Raw genomic sequence first — 17,355 nt, forward strand, 5'->3', positions numbered from 1 at the left:
CGCATGTTGGATCCGATTCTTGCTGGAGTTCTCCTCGTGCTGCCCGGCTGCGCCGCCGCAACGGAACTCCGCAGCTATGCCGTCATCGACGATGCCATTCCGCAGTCACTGACGGGCATGGCCGGCGATGCGACGCGCGGCCGCGCCCTCGTCGTCGAACGTTCCAGCACTTGCATCCTGTGCCACAACGGCCCATTTCCCGAACAGAAATTCCAGGGCGACCTGGCGCCCGATCTTTCCGGTTCCGGCAGCCGCTGGTCCGAAGGTCAGCTTCGGCTTCGGCTGGTGGATGCCTCTCGTCTCAATGCCGAGACGATCATGCCGTCCTACTACCGCGTTGACGGCCTCACTCGCGTCGGGACACTGTGGCGCGGCAAGCCGATCCTGTCGGCCGAACAGATCGAGGATATCGTGGCGTATCTCGCAAGCTTACGCGAATAGGAAGGTCCGATGCATCCACCACCGAATTCGACACGCCGCCAGTTTCTCGGCCTCGCCGGAGCGGCAGCCGTGCTTGGCACGGTCCCCGTCGTCACGCTTCGGCCTGCCGAGGCGACGCCCGAGATGCTCGCCTCCGCCATCCGCAACGTCACCGGCGGCGCTGCGGTGAAAACTGGCAAGGTCAAACTCGACGTGCCGCCCTTGGTCGAGAACGGCAATACCGTGCCGCTGACTGTGAGTGTCGCCCACCCGATGGCGCCGGAGGACCACGTCAGCAGCATCCACATTTTCAACGAGAAAAATCCGCAGCCGAACGTCGCCAACTTCCACCTCGGCTCTCATGCCGGCCGCGCGCAGGTTTCGACCCGCATTCGTCTCACCGACAGCCAGAAGGTCGTCGCGATCGCCAAGCTATCGGACGGGTCGTTCTGGTCGGCCAGCGTCGACGTCGTGGTGACACTGGCGGCCTGCACCGAGGAGGTGATCTGATGGCTTCCGCGCTGATCAACGTTCCAGCCAACGCCAAACGCGGCGACATCATCGAGATCAAGACGCTGATGTCGCACATCATGGAGTCGGGCTTTCGCCATAAGGCGTCAGGTGAAGCTGTGCCGCGCGACATCATCACGAGCTTTACCTGCCGCTTTAACGGCGCTGAAATCTTCCGCGCCGATTTATTCCCGGCGATCGCCGCCAACCCGTTCTTCTCCTTCTTCACGACCGTGACCGAAAGCGGCAAGTTCGAGTTCGAATGGATCGGCGACAAGGGTTTTTCTGAAACCGCTTCCGCTTCGATCTCGGTCGAATGAGATTTTTGGGCGCCATAGCCGCCGCATTGCTGGTGGTGGGCGCCGTCGGAGCTGCCGAGATCCCGCAAGCCGACCGCCGTTCCGGCTACAGCTTCATGAAGCCGGATACAAAAACGATGCAGGACGACGACACCGCCAATCCCGGCATGCTCTGGGTGCTCAATGGCGAGACACTGTGGAACCGCAAGGCGGGCGCCGCCGACAAAGCGTGCGCCGATTGCCATGGCAATGCACGCGCAAGCATGAAGGGCGTGGCCGCCCGCTACCCCGCGTTCGACAAGGCAACCGGCCGCCCCATCGATCTGGAACAACGCATCAATTCGTGCCGGACCAACCACCAACAGGCGACGCCGCTGCCGTTCGAGAGCCGCGAGTTGCTGGCGCTGACAGCCTTTGTCGCGCGGCAATCACAGGGCGCTCCGATCGAAACCGGAGCCGACCCGCAGCTCGCGCCGTTCGTCGCCAAAGGACGCGACCTCTACATGCAACGGCAGGGCCAGCTCAATCTCGGCTGCACCAATTGCCATGACGACAATTGGGACAAGCGGCTCGCCGGCGCCGCGATCACACAAGGACACCCGACCGGCTACCCGCTCTACCGGCTGGAATGGCAATCGCTGGGCTCGCTGCAGCGACGCCTGCGCGCCTGCATCACCGGCATCCGCGCGCAGGCCTATGATTACGGCGCCCCGGAACTGGTTGAACTAGAGTTATACCTGATGTCGCGGGCGCGCGGGATGGCGATGGAAGCGCCGGGGGTTAGGCCCTAGCTCTAACCCCTCATGGTGAGGAGCGCGTAGCGCGTCTCGAACCATGAGGCCCCACTGTGGCCTCGCCCTTCGAGACGCTTGCTCCGCAAGCTCCTCAGGGTGAGGAGATAAACCTATGGTGCCGCAGGAGATTACCGCTCCGCGAACGCCTTTTCGACCACGAACTGTGCCGGCTCGCCGTGATTGCCCTCGGCAAAACCTCTGCCGATGAGCAGCGCGCGCGTGTCCGTCACCAGCGCCGGGCTGCCGCAGATCATGACGCGGTCATGGGCCGGATCGAGCGTGGCCAGCCCGATGTCGGCGAACAGCTTGCCGGAAGTGATCAAATCGGTGATGCGGCCGCGGTTGCGGAAGGGGTCGCGGGTCACGGTCGGATAATAGATCAACTGGTTGCGAACATACTCGCCGATCAGCTCGTCGTTCGGCAGCTTTTCGGTGATCATCTCGCCATAGGCGAGCTCGGCGACGCGGCGGCAGCCGTGCAGCAGTACCACCTTCGCGAACCGCTCATAGGTCTCGGGGTCTTTGATCACGGAAAGGAACGGCGCCAGCCCGGTGCCGGTCCCGATCAGATAGAGGTTGCGGCCGTCCTCGAGGTTATCGATGACCAGCGTACCGGTCGCCTTGCGGCTGACGATGATTTCGTCACCCTGCTTTAAATGCTGGAGCCGCGAGGTGAGCGGGCCATCCGGCACCTTGATCGAGAAGAATTCGAGCTGGTCCTCGTAATTGGCGCTGGCGACCGAGTAGGCGCGAAGCAGCGGCTTCTCGCCGACCTTCAGGCCGATCATCGTGAACTCGCCATTGCGGAAACGGAACGAGGGATCGCGTGTGGTGGTGAAGCTGAACAGCGTATCGGTCCAGTGATGAACGCTCAACACGCTTTCCTGGTTGAAATTGCTCATCGCACCGTTCCCTGACTTGCAAGCCGGATTGACCGGCTAAATCATTCGTATACGATCATTCGTATACAAACGAATAATCCAGCTTGATCCGCTCGTCAAGCCGGGCAGAATGTCCGGCGAAGGCATTGAAGCAAAAGGAAAAACCATGGCCCACGACGCACCCCAGGCGACCGGTCCGAGCAAGCTGGTGATCCGCAATATCGGGCTCGTGTTGTCGGGGGCGTTGGAAAAGCCGATCCTGGATGCCGACACGATCGTGGCCGAGAACGGCAAGATCACAGCCATCGGCCGCTTCAAGGACTGCAATACCGAGGGCGCCACCACGACAGTCGATGCCAACGGCACCACCGTCGCGCCCGGATTGATCGACAGCCACGTCCATCCCGTCGCCGGCGACTGGACGCCACGGCAGAACCAGATCAACTGGATCGACAGCTATCTCCATGGCGGCGTCACCACCATGATCTCGGCCGGCGAGGTCCACATGCCCGGCCGCCCGCGCGACGTCGTAGGCCTGAAGGCGATGGCGATCTTTGCGCAGCGCGCGTTTTGGATGCTGCGGCCAGGCGGGGTGAAGGTGCATGCCGGCGCGCCGGTGATCGAATGCGAAATGGTGGAGGAAGATTTCAAGGAGATGGCCGCGGCCGGCGTCAAGCTGCTCGGCGAAGTCGGCCTCGGCGGCGTCAAGGACGGCCCGACCGCGCGCAAAATGGTCGGCTGGGCGCGCAAATACGGCATCCAAAGCACGATCCACACCGGCGGACCTTCAATTCCCGGCTCCGGCCTGATCGACAAGGATGTGGTGCTGGAAGCCGACACCGACGTGGTGGGTCACATCAATGGCGGCCATACCGCGCTACCCGACGACCAGATCCGTTGCATCTGCGAAGGCTGCAAGCGCGGGCTGGAGCTGGTTCACAACGGCAATGAGCGCTCGGCGCTGTTCACGCTGCGCACCGCGCGCGAGATGGGCGACCTGCACCGCGTCATCCTCGGCACCGACGCGCCGGCCGGCTCCGGCGTGCAGCCGCTCGGCATTTTGCGAATGGTCTCGATGCTGTCGTCACTCGGCGAACTGCCGGCCGAACTCGCCTTCTGCCTTGCGACCGGCAATACCGCGCGCATGCGCGAACTCGATTGCGGAATCATCGAAATCGGCCGCTCCGCGGACTTCGTGCTGATGGACAAAGCCCAGCACTCCCCCGGCAAGAACATTCTGGAAAGCGTGCAGCTCGGCGACCTCCCCGGCATCGGCATGACCATCATCGATGGCATCGTCCGCACCCAGCGCAGCCGCAACACGCCGCCCGCCGGCAAGGTACCGGAGATCGTCAGCGGGCGTTGATGCGGTGGCCCTGCGAGTGCGCCGGGCGACTATACCCTCGGACGTGATGAGCGAATTGCCGGTCAGGCCTCATTTTTTGTGAGCTCACTCACACTTAGCCCTTACGAGCCGCGTGGAACCCGCGCACGGCTGCTTGCGGCGAACAGCCACCATGGTACGCTGTAGGTGCTGGAAAGATTGCTTGCCTCATACTGTATTTGTATTTGACAGTTGGGAGCCAATCCAAGCCATGGCCCAAATTCGCGACATCAAGTCAGGCCGACCGGGTGAGCGATCACCCGAGCCAATGCCACGCCGCCTTGCGGCCATCGTGGCAGGCGACATCTCCGGTTACAGCCGTCTAATGCAGATCGACGAGGAAGGGACGCACAATCGCGTCAAGCGGATCGAGCGCGATCTCATCGAACCCAGCATCAGAGAACATCACGGCAGGCTGGTCAAAACCACGGGCGATGGCTTCATCGCCATTTTCGACAGCCCGGTCGAAGCCGTCCGATCGAGCATCGTGATCCAGCAAAATCTGGTTGGCCGCAATGCGTCACTACCCAAGCATCATTGGATCGAATATCGAATTGGCGTCAATCTTGGCGACGTGATTATCGAAACCGACGACGTCTATGGCGACGGCGTCAATATTGCCACGCGGCTTGAGGGCATAGCCCATCCCGGCGAAGTCTATATCTCCGGCGGTATTTATGAGCAGATAAAGCATAAGCTGGTTTGCGGATACGAGTCGCTCGGTGATCGAAAAGTCAAGAACATCACCGATCCCGTTCGGGTCTACCGCGTGCTTCCCGACCCCTCCGCCCTTAACGCATATCGGAACCGGCGCGAACGCGTCCTGATCCTCTTGCTCTGCATTGCGATGCTGACCATTGCGATCGGTAGTCTCTGGTACATGTTCGCACAGCCTCGCAAGGCGATAAATCAGGCGTCGGCTCCCGTTTCATCTCCGGCGGAAGCGCCGAAGGCGCCTGCGCCTGTCGCGAAACAACCAGCGCCGGCGCCCCAACCTTCTCCTTCACCAACCCAACAACAGGCGGCGCCGCTACCGCCGCCCGCGTCTCCCGCCGCACCCGAGACTCCGCCGACGTCGCAAGCCGCTGCGCCGGTTCGAGAACCCGAGATGATTTCGCTTCGGGGTGGCAGCTTCGCCATGGGCAGCAACGAAGACGCTTCGGAAAGGCCGGTCCGTCAGGTAACGGTCAAGCCATTTGCGATGGGGAAATTTCCCGTCACCGTGCAGGAATGGAACGCATGCGCCGCCGCAAAGGCATGCGGATTCACGGCAGCCGGAAAGGACGATGCGCCTGTTACAAACGTAAGCTGGAGCGATGCCAAGCAATATGTCGCGTGGCTCGCGGAAACCACCGGAAAACCATATCGACTGCCGAGCGAAGCCGAATGGGAATATGCGGCGCGCGGCGGCACGCAGACCCGATACTGGTGGGGCGACCAGTTTCAGCCTGGCATGGTCAATTGCAAGAACTGCAGCGACATTCCAGCGATCGACCAGCCGGTGAAGGTCGGCAGCCTCAAGCAAAATCCTTTTGGGCTGTTTGATATGGGCGGCGGCGTCGATCAATGGGTGGAAGATTGCTGGCACAAAAATTATCAGGGCGCGCCAGGAGACGGGTCAGCATGGGTCGAGAATGCCTGTTCCTCGCATGTCATCCGCTCCGGCTCCTGGAGGAAGGACTCAGACTATGCCCGCGTATCAAACCGCGGCAGCTATGACACCAACGTGCGATATCCCACCCACGGGTTCCGCATCGCGCTATCTCCCAAGTAGTCTTAAGAGGGCGGTCATGAAGTTCACGCAGTGGATCGCTCTCTCAGCAGCGCTCACCTGCCTGCCGTTCGCCGCGTATGCTCAAGGGAAGCCCTCACACAAGGATGCCCTTCTCTATTTCGTGTGGCCGCAGAACGGCGCCGTCATCAAGGGCGCATTTTGGTGCCGCTTTGGTCTGCGCAACATGGGCGTAACCCACGCGGGCGACAACTACCCAAACAGCGGCCACCATCACCTTCTGATCAATGTGAACGAGCCGCTCAATCCCAATGAAGAGATTCCGCAGGACAAATCGCACCTTCATTTTGGCGCGGGCCAGACCGAAGCCCGGATCGAGCTTCCGCCCGGCAAGCACACGCTTCAGCTCGTGCTGGGCGACGCCGGCCACTATCCGCACAATCCTCCCGTAGTCTCCAAGAAAATTACCATCACGGTCAAATAGAGCGGAGTTTCGCGAACGCCTACAACACCGATGAGCCGCAACTGAAAATGCGCAATTTTCTCGCCGCGCAGGCGGAACGCAATGCGCGCGCCTGATATGCCCGTGACGTCGCCCGTTCGGGACGGCGGCGGGCACGGTCACCGGATCGGTAGCACCATCGTTATTTTCGCCTGACGCATTGCGGTGTATGGTCGATGGCGCAAACCCCGGCCGGCGGCACTCGCGAGAGGAACTCAACGCGCCGGGTGATGTCTTGCTGCTGCATGCCGCTGAGCCGTGTCGCTGTACATCGAGGCAAACAGGGAGGCAGTACGATGAACATTCGGCCCGACCCCACGTTTCACGCTTCGCCAAAGCTTGCCATGGAAGCTCCGCCAGAGAGCTTCGCCTACACCGTGCTGCTCAGTCCGGACGCTTCAAAACCGGATGCGCTGGCGGTGATCGACGTCAATCCGAATTCCCAAACCTACAGTCAGATCGTTCACACGGTGACGATGCCGAACAAGGGCGACGAGTTTCACCATTTCGGCTGGAACGCCTGCTCGTCGGCGCTGTCGCCGCTCACCGGACACGCCTTCCTCGAGCGCCGCTATCTCATCATCCCGGGCATGCGGTCATCCCGCATCTACATCGTCGATACCAAGCCCGATCCCACCAAAGCGGCGATACACAAGATCATCGAGCCGGAGGAAATCTTCAGGAAGACCGGATACTCGCGGCCCCACACCGTTCATTGCGGACCGGAAGGCATTTACGTCTCTACGCTCGGCGGCAGCGGCAAGGACGGCACTGACGGACCGCCCGGCGTCTTCATCATGGATTGCGAGACGTTCGAGGTGCTCGGACGGTGGGAGCTCGATCGCGGTCCACAACAACTGCATTATGACTTCTGGTGGAACCTGCCGCGCGACTACATGGTGACCAGCGAGTGGGCACTGCCGCCGCAGTTCGAGAATGGGATCGTGCCGGAAGATCTGCTTTCCAACAAATACGGCCATCGGATCCACTTCTGGGATCTGCGCGCCCGGCGCAATGTCCAGACCATCGATCTCGGCGCCAACCATCAGATGGCGCTGGAGGTACGTCCCGCGCATGATCCGGTGCGCGAATACGGCTTCCTCGGTGTCGTGGTCGATACCACCAACCTCGAAGGCTCGATCTGGACCTGGTGGCGCGAGGGCGGCAAGTTTCACATCGAGAAGACCGCGACGATCCCGCCCGAACCTGCGGCAAAGGAGCAACTGCCGCCGCTGCTGCAGGGCTTTGGCGCCGTGCCGCCGCTGGTCTCGGACATTGACCTGTCGATGGACGATAAATTCCTCTACGTCGCCTGCTGGGGCACCGGCGAGATGCGTCAATACAACGTCAACGAGCCGCGAAGGCCGAAGCTTGCCGGCTCGGTCCGCATCGGCGGCATCGCGCGCCGCACGCCGCACCCGAACGGCAAGGCGTTTGCAGGCGGCCCGCAGATGGTCGAGATCAGCCGCGATGGCAAGCGGGTGTACTGGACCAACTCGCTCTACTCGACGTGGGACGATCAGTTCTATCCCGAGGGTGTCCCGGGCGCCATGGTGATGGCCAATACGAAGCCGGACGGCGGCCTCGAGCTGGCAAGAGACTACTGGGTCAATTTCCCCGACGGCTACCGCGCGCACCAGATCCGGCTCGACGGCGGCGACTGTTCGACGGATTCGTTCTGCTATCCGTCGGCTTGAAATTTGAGCGGAGCCGACTGGACACCGGCCTGGCTCTGGCTGGCTGTCATCGCGAGCGGCCTTTACCACGGCGTCAACCCGGGCATGGGCTGGCCGCTTGCCGTTTCAGTTGGACTGATGGAGCGGAGCCCGCGTGCGCTGGTGGCCGCGCTTGGGCCGCTCACGGCCGGCCATCTTCTCGCGATGCTGCTCGTCCTCCTTCCTTTCGCGCTGCTCGTTGCCATCGTCGAGTGGCAGCGCACCATCCAGATCGGGGCCAGCGTCCTCGTTATCGCCTTTGGCCTGTTCCGGTTGGCCAACCGCCGCCATCCGAGAGTTTTAGCGCGGATATCACCGGCGCAACTGGGGTTATGGTCGTTTGCCGTGGCGCTGGCGCATGGCGCCGCGCTGATGCTGGTGCCGATCTATCTCGGGCTCTGCCGGCAAGCCGAGCTCGACGGCGGCCACGCGGCCGCCGGCACTCTCATCAATGCCAATCTCGGAATGGCCGTGCTGGTTGCCACGATCCACGCCATCGCGATGGTCGCCGCTGGTGGAGCTTGCGCGTGGCTCGCCTACCGCTATCTCGGCCTCCAGTTCATATCGCAGAGCTGGTTCAACCTGGATACGACCTGGGCCTTCAGCCTCATTCTGGTGGGCGCGATCGCGCTGGTGCTGAACCTGAGCTGACGCGAGCTACGCCTTAACGCAGCTTGTCGAGCAGCGCGATCAGCGTCTCGCGCTCTTTTGCGTCGAGCGGCGCCAGCGTCTCGCGGCTGATCGCCAGCGCATTCGGCGCGGCCTTCTCGGCCAGTTGCTGGCCGGCGCGCGTCAGACTCACGAGCAGGCGGCGGCCGTCCTCGGGATCCGGGCTGGTCTCGGTCAGGCCGCGCGCGGTGAGACGGTCGATCACGCCCTTGATGGTGGCGACATCCATCGCCGTCAGCCGCCCGAGCAGATTCTGCGAGCACGGTCCGGTCTCGGCCAGCTTGGCGAGCGCCGCCCATTGTGTCGGCGTCAGGTTGATGCCGATCTCGCGGGCGAAGATGGTGGCATGGCGCTGCCAGACCTGACGCAGGATGAAGCCGATCTGTTCGTCGAGAATGTAGGACGGACGCGCCGGCTTGACGCTCCGTTTCGGCGAAACACTCCTTCCCATCTGCGTTCCCCGCCCTTCCCTTCGCCGATCACAGCGACAGATGCGCGTCCCGGATATCCGGCCGCGCGTCGAGTTCGGCCATCGTGCCGCCGAAGCAAATCTTGCCACGCTCGATGATGTAGGCGCGGTCCGAAATCAGCCGCGCGAAATGCAGGTTCTGCTCCGAGACCACGATGCTGACGCCTTCCTTCTTCATCGCCAGGATGGCATCGACCATCTGTTCGACGATTTTTGGCGACAGCCCTTCCGAGGGTTCGTCGAGCAGAACGAGCGACGGATTTCCCATCAGGGTTCGCGCGATCGTCAGCATCTGCTGCTCGCCGCCGCTCATCCGTCCGCCGGGACGGTTGCGCATCTCGCCGAGATTGGGAAACAGCGTGAACAGCTTTTCGCGCGTCCAGTGCGGCGCGTTCGGTCGTTTTGGCTGGCGGCCGACCTCGAGATTTTCCTCAACCGTCAGATCGGTGAAGATGCGCCGCTCTTCCGGCACATAGCCGAGTCCGCCGCGCACGATCGCATGCGTCGGCTCGCGGGAGACATCCTTGCCCTCGAAGACGATCCGCCCCGAACGGCTCTCGACCAGGCCGACGATGGAGCGGAAGGTAGTCGACTTGCCGGCGCCATTGCGGCCGAGCAGAGCCACCACTTCGCCTTCGCCGACTTCCAGCGCGATATCGAACAGGATATGCGCCGGGCCGTAGAAGCTGTTGAGATCGGCGACTTGCAGCTTCATGCGCCGGCTCCCTCGCGATGACGCGCATCGTAGACCAGTCCTTCGCCGAGATAGATCGCGCGCACCTGCGGATTGCCACGGACTTCCTCGGGCGAGCCTTCGGCGATCAGGCTGCCGCGATTCAAGACGAGGATGCGGTCGGCATGCTCGAACACCACATCCATGTCGTGCTCGGTGAAGAGCACGCCGATTGCCTGTTCGCGGGCGATGCTTGCGGTCAGCCGCATCAGGTCGATCCGCTCGCGCGGCGCCATGCCTGCGGTGGGCTCATCCATCAGCAGCAGCCTGGGCTGGTTGGCGAGCGCGATCGCAAGCTCCAGTCGCTTGAGGTCGCCATAGGCAAGCTCACCGCACGGACGCTCGGCATAGGCGCCCATGCCGACGAGGTCGAGCAGCCGGCCCGCCTCGTCGCGGGCATAAGCCGCGGTCGACCCCCAGAGGTTGAACAATTGCCTGCCATACGACACCAGTGCGACCTGCACGTTCTCGCGCACGGTCATGGTCGGAAATGTCGCCGTGATCTGGAACGTGCGCCCGACGCCGAGCCGCCAGATCGCGCGCGGCTTTCGGCCGACCGTATCCTCGCCGAGCAGATGGATCCGTCCGCTGTCCGGCATGTTCTGGCCGTTGAGCATGTCGAAGCAGGTGCTTTTTCCCGCACCGTTGGGTCCGATCAACGCGAGAATTTCGCCCGCACGCAGCTCGAACGATACGCTGCGCACCGCGTGCACGCCGCCATAGGATTTGCTTAAGGCCTCAACCGACAGCAATGTAGGGACCATACTCACTCGGCGGCCTCGATCCGGGAGGTGACCAGCGCAGATTTTTTGGCTTCGGCGGAGCGCCGGCGGTTCCGGATCGTCTCCAGCGTCCCGACGATCCCCTTGGGGAACGCCACCACCATCAGCACAATGAAGCCGCCCAGCACCAGTTTTGAGAGGTCGGTCTGACTGACCAACCAGATATTGGCTGCCTTAAAGACGATAGCCCCGATCACCGCGCCGGAAACCGTCTCGACGCCGCCAAGCAGCACCATGACCAGCGCATCCACAGAGAGCGAGATGCCGACGCTGTCCGGGAACACGCTTCCCTTCAGATAGGCGAACAACGCGCCGCCGATGCCCGCCACCGTTCCTGATATGACGAAAGCCGTCCACTGCACGCGCTTGCCATTGATGCCGATCGCCTCGCTACGCAGCGGCGAGTCCCGCGTTGCGCGCAGCGCAAAACCGAACGGCGAGAACACCATCACCCGGAGCACAGTGACCACGAGCGCCGTGATGCCGAGCGACAACCAATAGAAATTAGCCGGGCTCGCCGCCCACCTCTCCGGCCACACGCCCAAAATGCCGTTGTCGCCGCCGGTCACCTCGACCCACTGGAACGCGATCGACCAGACGATCTGCGCAAAGGCCAGTGTCAGCATCGCGAAATAGACGCCGGAGAGTTGCACGGCGAAGAAGCCGAATACCGCGGCACCCAGCAGCCCCAGCACCGGGCCAAGCAGCAACGAAGCGATCATCGGCAACCCCGCCGCCTTGGCGAGGAATGCAACGCCATAAGCGCCAAGCCCGAAATAGGCGGCATGGCCGAACGAGGCGAGCCCGCCGACCGACATCAGGAAATGCAGGCTGGCGGCAAAGATGACAAAGATCGCGATTTCCGATCCGACGGTGAGCGCGTAGTTGCCGGCAAACAACGGCATCATGGCCGCAAGGACCAGCGCGCCCAGTGACATCAACCGTTCACCCGAGGTGAGCGGCCGCCACGGCGTGACGGTCAGGCCCGGCGTGCGGCGTGCGGCAGCTTCCGGCTTGCCGAACAGACCCCATGGGCGCACGATCAGCACCACTGCCATCACCAGAAACACCAGGATGATGGATATCTTCGGGAAGATGAGAATACCGAAGGCGTTGAGTTCGGACACCAGCACGGCCGCCACAAAAGCACCGATGATGCTGCCGAGCCCGCCGATCACCACGACCACGAACACTTCGACGATGATGCGCAGATCAAGCGCGTGATGTACCGCATCGCGCGGGATCTGCAGCGCGCCGCCGAGCGCGGCCAAAAAGACGCCGAGCGCGAACACGCTGGTGAACAGCCATTTCTGATTGACGCCCAGCGCCGCCACCATGTCGCGGTCCTGCGTCGCCGCGCGCACCAAGACGCCCCAGCGCGTGCGCTGGAATAACAGCCAGAGAATGCCGAGCACGATCGGGCTGAGCGCGATCAGGAACAGGTCGTAGCTCGGAATGTTCTGGCCGAAAAAATCCACCGCGCCCTTGAAGCCGGGTGCGCGACGGCCGAGCAGATCGTCCGGGCCCCAGATCATCACGACGATGTCCTGAACCATCAAGGTGAGGCCGAATGTCGCCAGCAACTGGAATAGCTCCGGCGCATGATAGATCCGCCGCAGCAGCACCATCTCGACCAGCACGCCGATGATGGCAACGATCAGCGCTGCAACGACGATGCCGCCCCAGAAGCCGAGCGCGCCGGAGAACCGCTCGGTCAGCGTGAACGCGACATAGGCGCCGAGCATATAGAACGCGCCATGGGCAAAGTTCACGATCCGCGTCACGCCGAAGATGATGGACAGCCCCGATGCGACCAGAAACAGCGACGCCGCGCTGGCGAGACCGGTCAGGAACTGAACGAAGTAGAAGGCCATTGGCGGTCCGGGTTGGGGCAATCGTCAGAGCGGGCCTTCATCCTTCGAGACGGCGCTTCGCGCCTCCTCAGGATGAGGTCATAGATCGAGAGGTCCTCTTAGACCCTCATGGTGAGGAGCGCGGCATCGCCGCGCGTCTCGAACCATGAAGGCCCCGACCTCAGCCAAAGCTCAATCCTTCGGACGCAGCTTTTCCACTTCCGCGTCGCTCGGCAGATAGTCCGCGCCCTTGCGATAGACCGAGTTCACCATCACGCCCTTGCCGTCCTTCAGCGCAGTCTTGCCGACATAGGCCCCTAACGTCGACTGGTGATCGATCTTGCGGAAGGTGATCTCGCCGAACGGCGACGGCATCGACAGGCCTTCGGTCGCCGCGATCAGCTTCTCCGGATCAGTCGAGTTGGCTTTCGCAAGGATCGCGGCGGCCGCCTTGATGGTCTGGTATCCGACGATCGAGCCGAGCCGCGGATAGTCCTTGTACTTGGCCTGATAGGCTTTCAGGAACTTGTCATGGTCCGGCGTCTTGATGTCGTACCAGGGATAGCCGGTAACGATCCAGCCCTCCGGCGTCTCATCCTTCAGCGGATCGAGATACTCCGGCTCGCCCGTCAGGAACGAGACCACCGAACGTCCCTTGAACAGGCCGCGAGTATTGCCCTCACGCACCAGCTTCACCAAGTCGGCGCCGAAGGTGACATTGAGGATGGCCTCGGGATTGGCTGCGGCCACCGCCTGCACCACCGGGCCAGCGTCGATCTTGCCCTGCGGCGGCCACTGCTCGTCGACCCACTGAATGTCCGGACGCTTCTCCGACATCAGCTTCTTGAACACCGCAACCGCCGACTGGCCGTATTCATAGTTCGGCGCAATCGTCGCCCAGCGCTTGGCCGGCAGCTTGGCGGCTTCTTCCACTAGCATCGCTGCCTGCATGTAGTTGGAGGGACGCAGACGGAAGGTGTAGCGGTTGCCCTTCGACCAGGTGATAGCGTCGGTCAAGGGTTCTGCCGCCAGGAAGAACACCTTCTTCTGGTTGGCGAAGTCGGAGACGGCGAGACCGATATTAGACAGGAAGGTGCCAGCCAGCATCGCGACGTTCTCGCTCGAGACTAGCTCGTTGGCGGCGGTCTGCGCATCCGCCGGCTTGCCGCCGTCGTCCTTGGAAATGACGACCAGCTTCTTGCCGTTGATGCCGCCCGCGGCATTGATCTCTTCGGCCGCGAGCTGCCAGCCCTTGCGGTAGGGCTCGGTGAAGGCCGGCAACAACGAATAGCTGTTGATCTCGCCGATCTTGATTTCCTTGATTTCGCTCTGCGCCATAGCGCTGCCCGCCATCCCGGCAACCGCGATAGCCAATCCCGCTCCCAGCAAATGTCTCCGTCGCATCCCTACCTCCAATGTTGATGTCATTATCTCAAGCCGTCTTCGCCTTTGACTTCCGCAATCGTCAGCCCGCCGACGCGCGGCAATGGCCTGCCGCTATCGGTGACGGCGACCGCCACCATGATCTCGTTGGCGCGGGGTGCATCGTTGATCTGCACTTCCATGCCGTCGAAATGGCTGCGCACGAAAGCCGCGTCCTTGTGTCCGAGCGGAATGTCCAGCGTTGTGCCCGGGCCGCTTCGCTTCTTCGACGACGGAATCAGGGCCGCGCCCTTGCCCAAGACTTTCCGCACCGGTGCGCCCATTTTGGGATGCAAGATCGCTGCCGCATGCTCGAGCTCGCCGTTTTCGCCGACGGCGGCCGCCTTGCCGTAGCTGTGGGCCTTGGCGCCCTCGATGCCGAGCGCGGCAACCGCTCGCTTCGAGAGCAATTCGCCAAGCTCCTCGCCGATTTCGATCAAGGACGAGAGATCCTCGACATACCGGCCTGCAAACGGATTCTCGATCACAGCAATCGCCGCGGCCCGCCGCGTCGGCGGTGCAATCTTCTGTCCCATCTCAAGCTGGGTTTCCTCGACTACCGTGACGATCTTGCGAATGATCGCGCTCATCTTACTCGCCTCGCTCCCGATCAAACATGCGCTGTTCTCTCTAGTGCGTTTCCATGCAACGTTGGCAACGCGCCAGCCCTGATCCCCGTTGCACCCACCACGGCCGTCTCGCCTAGTAGACGCAAGGCCGCACCTTCGATCAATCCCGCCGCAAGCAATTGTTGTGCCCGGCTCACCCCTGCTCTTAACGCATCGTCGATCTCGCTTTCCCGGAGCACGCCGACGTCGCGGGTGACGAGGCGCGCGCCGAGGTCGCTGTCGGGCTGCAATTCATTGGCCGGACAGCGGATGATGGCGGGATGACCGGGCAGGTCAACGGCATTGGCGATGATGGTCGCCGCCGCATCGGCTTGCGATGCCGTTCGAGCCAGCACGGTAACGGCATCGGCAATCCCGAGCGAGAAACTACGGCCATGCCGTCCGCTGGTCGCGATGCCGCGTGCCGGATCATCGGCTTCAATCCTGATGGTTTGCATCACGCCATGATGGTGCGGTCGGTCCATCAGCCCGACTGTGAATTGCTCGCCACGGGTCAAATGCAATGCGATGTCGCCGCCATTGTTGACATAGGCACGATCGAGCCGCGCCGTGCCCAGCATCGCACCAAGAATCTCTTCCGCGACGCTGCCCGCCACCGCCGCCATCGGCGTGATGAAGTGCTCGCCCGCAAACGGCGCGACTGCCGCATGCATGCGACGCGCAACGTCACCGTTCAGCGTGCTTCGCGCCGGATCGACGGCTTTTCGAAGTTCGATCAACTCCTCGCAGAGTTCATCGAGCAGGCCGGTGAAGCGCCGCGCGGCGGCCTCATAAGCGGCGCGCACGTTGCGCTCACTTCCCTTCGCCTCGATGATCAGGTCGATCGGACCGTCCTGCAAATGCAGCCGCTTGCCGTCAGGAAGAAGCGCGATCTGCGGGAGCCGTTTCATGCGCGCCGTCCCGGCATATTGGGCATCGGGCGGAACCCGCTACTCTCCCGCAGCGACGCCAGCGGGCGCACATGATCCATGTGACCGCCCAGCGCTGCGTAATCGGACAGTTTTAACGTGAACTCGATCGGCGCCACCAGCGCCGGCGTCGGCACATAGCCGAACGCGCCGGCCGGCATTTGCGTGACGTCGACCATGAAGGTGATGCCGCCGCCCGGCCAGACATAGACCGGCGCGCCGCCGCTGGTAACCCGCGTCAGCGCGTCCTTGACCGACCGCGTCAGTCGCACCGGATTGTCGGTGACGCCGGCGCGCAACGAACCGCCGGCGCCGCCCATGAACAGGACCGTGCACAAGGCCGGTTCGCAATTTTCCTGGATGCGCTCGACCGAGAACTGGAGATCGGGCGGCATCTGCTTTTCGATCGGCCGCAACGCCTCGTCGAGTTGGTAATAGGCGGCGTGCTCGCCGGTGGTCGAGACCATCAGCATGGTGAGCCCAGGCCGCGCCTCCTTCGGATTGAACGGTCCCAGCACCGACAGCGGATCGGAAATATTGGTGCCGCCCCAACCGGTGCCGGGGTCGGCGACCTGAAAGTAACGGCCGGGCGTCGAGCGTCGCCCCTTCATCTTGATCCCGGTATCGGGAATATCGAGCAACTTGCCGGCCTGGTGCTCACTGAGGACGCCGGTGATGTGGTCGTCCACGACCACGACCTCATCGACCTTGCCGTGCCATTGCTTGGCGAACATGCCGATGGTCGCCGAGCCGCAGCCTACCCGCATGCGCTCTTCGGCGACACCGTTGACGATCGGCGGATGGCCGGCCTGTACCACCACCGTGGCGCCGCCATCGATCGTCAGTTCCACCGGCTTGCAGTTGGAAAGGTCCATCAGCGCGTCGCAGGTGACACGGCCCTCCTTCTTGGAACCGCCTGTCAGATGATGCACGCCGCCGAGCGAAAGCATCTGCGAGCCATATTCGCTGGTCGTCACATGGCCGATCGCCTCGCCTTCCGCGCGGACGGTTGCCGTCTCCGGCCCAAGATAGCGGTCGGTGTCGATCTTCACCTTGACGCCGCAATAGCTGAAAATGCCTTCGGTCACGACGGTCACCATGTCGACGCCGTCGATTTCCGATGACACGATGAAGGGCGCCGGCTTGTAATCGGGATAAGTTGTTCCGGCGCCGATCGCGGTGACGAACACGCTGGGCTCGTGGACGAGTTTGCCGTCCCAGTCGCCACCGGCCTGAAACGGCACCAGCCGTCCGCCGTGCGACACCGTTCGTTCCAGCACGATATGCGGATCGACGCGCACCAGCTCGCCATCATGGTTAGCGTAGCGATCGCACGCGCCCGCCGCGCCCGGCTTGATGTAGCACATCACCGGACAGGCATCGCAGCGGATCTTGTCGCCAGTGGCAACGGTCTCGTCAGTCATGAACAAGCCTGCAGTCGGGAAGGCGCCGATCATAGCCGCTTATTCGCGGTTCCGACCATTTGTTCGTATACGAATGATGTTGCGCGCGGACTGGAACACTGTCAAGCCGCTCCCGCTGCGAAACGCCCGCTTGCCGCATAATACCTCATTTGCCTCGTCGCTCTGTTCATAAAGCGAGCAGCGCGCTGCAGCGCGGGATCGCGCGGCTTGCACGTTTGTACACAAACGG

At 62.8% G+C, this 17,355-nt stretch carries 18 protein-coding genes; 9 read left to right on the plus strand and 9 right to left on the minus strand.

Features of this window, described 5'->3' with window-relative positions; translation table 11 throughout:
- Positions 1–3: 3 nt before the first annotated feature.
- The 4 genes from soxX to soxA are packed head-to-tail and all read left to right on the plus strand — an operon-like array spanning position 4 to position 2,020.
- The gene (gene soxX / locus YUO_RS0111500; protein ID WP_051379383.1) at positions 4–441 is read left to right on the plus strand and encodes a sulfur oxidation c-type cytochrome SoxX; all 438 of its coding nucleotides are present in this window, start codon (positions 4–6) and stop codon (positions 439–441) included.
- A 9-nt stretch (positions 442–450) separates the two neighbouring features.
- Positions 451–930 carry a SoxY-related AACIE arm protein gene (locus YUO_RS0111505; RefSeq protein WP_028347388.1) on the plus strand — a complete coding sequence of 160 codons (480 nt, stop codon included), beginning with the start codon at positions 451–453 and terminating at the stop codon, positions 928–930.
- Entirely contained in the window at positions 930–1,250 is a 321-nt protein-coding gene (soxZ, locus tag YUO_RS0111510; protein ID WP_028347389.1) for a thiosulfate oxidation carrier complex protein SoxZ, read from the plus strand. Before YUO_RS0111505 ends, soxZ begins: the two co-directional genes overlap by 1 nt.
- Positions 1,247–2,020, plus strand: coding sequence for a sulfur oxidation c-type cytochrome SoxA (gene soxA / locus YUO_RS0111515; RefSeq protein ID WP_028347390.1), 774 nt, complete (start codon positions 1,247–1,249; stop codon positions 2,018–2,020). Before soxZ ends, soxA begins: the two co-directional genes overlap by 4 nt.
- Before the next feature lie 131 nt (positions 2,021–2,151).
- On the opposite strand, the gene YUO_RS0111520 is transcribed toward soxA, so the two are convergent.
- Positions 2,152–2,925 carry a ferredoxin--NADP reductase gene (locus YUO_RS0111520; protein WP_028347391.1) on the minus strand — a complete coding sequence of 258 codons (774 nt, stop codon included), beginning with the start codon at positions 2,923–2,925 and terminating at the stop codon, positions 2,152–2,154.
- Between the two features lie 145 nt (positions 2,926–3,070).
- Between YUO_RS0111520 and YUO_RS0111525 the strand changes: the two genes are divergently transcribed.
- The 5 genes from YUO_RS0111525 (at position 3,071) to YUO_RS0111545 (ending at position 8,888) form a co-directional block, all read left to right on the plus strand.
- Positions 3,071–4,270, plus strand: a complete 1,200-nt coding sequence (locus tag YUO_RS0111525; RefSeq protein WP_028347392.1) for an amidohydrolase family protein — start codon at positions 3,071–3,073, stop codon at positions 4,268–4,270.
- 229 nt (positions 4,271–4,499) lie between these two features.
- Positions 4,500–6,062, plus strand: coding sequence for an SUMF1/EgtB/PvdO family nonheme iron enzyme (locus YUO_RS0111530; protein ID WP_028347393.1), 1,563 nt, complete (start codon positions 4,500–4,502; stop codon positions 6,060–6,062).
- Between the two features lie 16 nt (positions 6,063–6,078).
- Positions 6,079–6,504 (plus strand): DUF4399 domain-containing protein, encoded by a 426-nt coding sequence (locus tag YUO_RS0111535; protein WP_028347394.1) that lies wholly within the window; start codon positions 6,079–6,081, stop codon positions 6,502–6,504.
- Between the two features lie 314 nt (positions 6,505–6,818).
- The gene (locus YUO_RS0111540) at positions 6,819–8,219 is read left to right on the plus strand and encodes a selenium-binding protein SBP56-related protein (protein ID WP_028347395.1); all 1,401 of its coding nucleotides are present in this window, start codon (positions 6,819–6,821) and stop codon (positions 8,217–8,219) included.
- 3 nt (positions 8,220–8,222) lie between these two features.
- The gene (locus YUO_RS0111545; RefSeq protein ID WP_028347396.1) at positions 8,223–8,888 is read left to right on the plus strand and encodes a hypothetical protein; all 666 of its coding nucleotides are present in this window, start codon (positions 8,223–8,225) and stop codon (positions 8,886–8,888) included.
- 13 nt (positions 8,889–8,901) lie between these two features.
- Here YUO_RS0111545 and YUO_RS0111550 read toward each other — a convergent pair whose 3' ends face one another.
- The 8 genes from YUO_RS0111550 to YUO_RS0111585 form a co-directional block, all read right to left on the minus strand.
- Positions 8,902–9,357: a MarR family winged helix-turn-helix transcriptional regulator gene (locus YUO_RS0111550; RefSeq protein WP_028347397.1), complete on the minus strand. Its 456-nt coding sequence runs from the start codon at positions 9,355–9,357 to the stop codon at positions 8,902–8,904.
- Positions 9,358–9,385: 28 nt separating this feature from the next.
- Entirely contained in the window at positions 9,386–10,090 is a 705-nt protein-coding gene (locus YUO_RS0111555; protein WP_028347398.1) for an ABC transporter ATP-binding protein, read from the minus strand.
- On the minus strand, positions 10,087–10,878 hold the full coding sequence (locus tag YUO_RS0111560; protein WP_028347399.1) for an ABC transporter ATP-binding protein: 792 nt from the start codon (positions 10,876–10,878) through the stop codon (positions 10,087–10,089). The genes YUO_RS0111555 and YUO_RS0111560 overlap by 4 nt, the downstream gene beginning before the upstream one ends.
- Positions 10,875–12,764 carry an ABC transporter permease gene (locus tag YUO_RS0111565; protein ID WP_028347400.1) on the minus strand — a complete coding sequence of 630 codons (1,890 nt, stop codon included), beginning with the start codon at positions 12,762–12,764 and terminating at the stop codon, positions 10,875–10,877. The genes YUO_RS0111560 and YUO_RS0111565 overlap by 4 nt, the downstream gene beginning before the upstream one ends.
- A gap of 171 nt (positions 12,765–12,935) precedes the next feature.
- The gene (locus tag YUO_RS0111570; protein ID WP_028347401.1) at positions 12,936–14,147 is read right to left on the minus strand and encodes an ABC transporter substrate-binding protein; all 1,212 of its coding nucleotides are present in this window, start codon (positions 14,145–14,147) and stop codon (positions 12,936–12,938) included.
- Between the two features lie 23 nt (positions 14,148–14,170).
- On the minus strand, positions 14,171–14,755 hold the full coding sequence (locus YUO_RS0111575; RefSeq protein WP_028347402.1) for an amino acid synthesis family protein: 585 nt from the start codon (positions 14,753–14,755) through the stop codon (positions 14,171–14,173).
- 20 nt (positions 14,756–14,775) lie between these two features.
- Positions 14,776–15,684, minus strand: coding sequence for a UPF0280 family protein (locus YUO_RS0111580; RefSeq protein ID WP_028347403.1), 909 nt, complete (start codon positions 15,682–15,684; stop codon positions 14,776–14,778).
- Positions 15,681–17,126, minus strand: a complete 1,446-nt coding sequence (locus tag YUO_RS0111585) for a 6-hydroxynicotinate reductase (RefSeq protein ID WP_028347404.1) — start codon at positions 17,124–17,126, stop codon at positions 15,681–15,683. Before YUO_RS0111585 ends, YUO_RS0111580 begins: the two co-directional genes overlap by 4 nt.
- Positions 17,127–17,355 lie beyond the last annotated feature (229 nt).

Origin of the sequence: Bradyrhizobium murdochi (genome assembly GCF_000472965.1) — a bacterium.
In the GTDB taxonomy this organism is placed as follows: Bacteria; Pseudomonadota; Alphaproteobacteria; order Rhizobiales; family Xanthobacteraceae; genus Bradyrhizobium; species Bradyrhizobium murdochi.

What these genes read in the sequence shown, in the direction of transcription:
- soxX (WP_051379383.1), top strand. Translation starts at nt 4, where the DNA reads ATGTTGGATCCGATTCTTGCTGGAGTTCTCCTCGTGCTGCCCGGCTGC.
- YUO_RS0111505 (WP_028347388.1), top strand. Translation starts at nt 451, where the DNA reads ATGCATCCACCACCGAATTCGACACGCCGCCAGTTTCTCGGCCTCGCC.
- soxZ (WP_028347389.1), top strand. Translation starts at nt 930, where the DNA reads ATGGCTTCCGCGCTGATCAACGTTCCAGCCAACGCCAAACGCGGCGAC.
- soxA (WP_028347390.1), top strand. Translation starts at nt 1,247, where the DNA reads ATGAGATTTTTGGGCGCCATAGCCGCCGCATTGCTGGTGGTGGGCGCC.
- YUO_RS0111520 (WP_028347391.1), bottom strand. Translation starts at nt 2,925, where the DNA reads ATGAGCAATTTCAACCAGGAAAGCGTGTTGAGCGTTCATCACTGGACC.
- YUO_RS0111525 (WP_028347392.1), top strand. Translation starts at nt 3,071, where the DNA reads ATGGCCCACGACGCACCCCAGGCGACCGGTCCGAGCAAGCTGGTGATC.
- YUO_RS0111530 (WP_028347393.1), top strand. Translation starts at nt 4,500, where the DNA reads ATGGCCCAAATTCGCGACATCAAGTCAGGCCGACCGGGTGAGCGATCA.
- YUO_RS0111535 (WP_028347394.1), top strand. Translation starts at nt 6,079, where the DNA reads ATGAAGTTCACGCAGTGGATCGCTCTCTCAGCAGCGCTCACCTGCCTG.
- YUO_RS0111540 (WP_028347395.1), top strand. Translation starts at nt 6,819, where the DNA reads ATGAACATTCGGCCCGACCCCACGTTTCACGCTTCGCCAAAGCTTGCC.
- YUO_RS0111550 (WP_028347397.1), bottom strand. Translation starts at nt 9,357, where the DNA reads ATGGGAAGGAGTGTTTCGCCGAAACGGAGCGTCAAGCCGGCGCGTCCG.
- YUO_RS0111555 (WP_028347398.1), bottom strand. Translation starts at nt 10,090, where the DNA reads ATGAAGCTGCAAGTCGCCGATCTCAACAGCTTCTACGGCCCGGCGCAT.
- YUO_RS0111565 (WP_028347400.1), bottom strand. Translation starts at nt 12,764, where the DNA reads ATGGCCTTCTACTTCGTTCAGTTCCTGACCGGTCTCGCCAGCGCGGCG.
- YUO_RS0111570 (WP_028347401.1), bottom strand. Translation starts at nt 14,147, where the DNA reads ATGCGACGGAGACATTTGCTGGGAGCGGGATTGGCTATCGCGGTTGCC.
- YUO_RS0111575 (WP_028347402.1), bottom strand. Translation starts at nt 14,755, where the DNA reads ATGAGCGCGATCATTCGCAAGATCGTCACGGTAGTCGAGGAAACCCAG.
- YUO_RS0111580 (WP_028347403.1), bottom strand. Translation starts at nt 15,684, where the DNA reads ATGAAACGGCTCCCGCAGATCGCGCTTCTTCCTGACGGCAAGCGGCTG.
- YUO_RS0111585 (WP_028347404.1), bottom strand. Translation starts at nt 17,126, where the DNA reads ATGACTGACGAGACCGTTGCCACTGGCGACAAGATCCGCTGCGATGCC.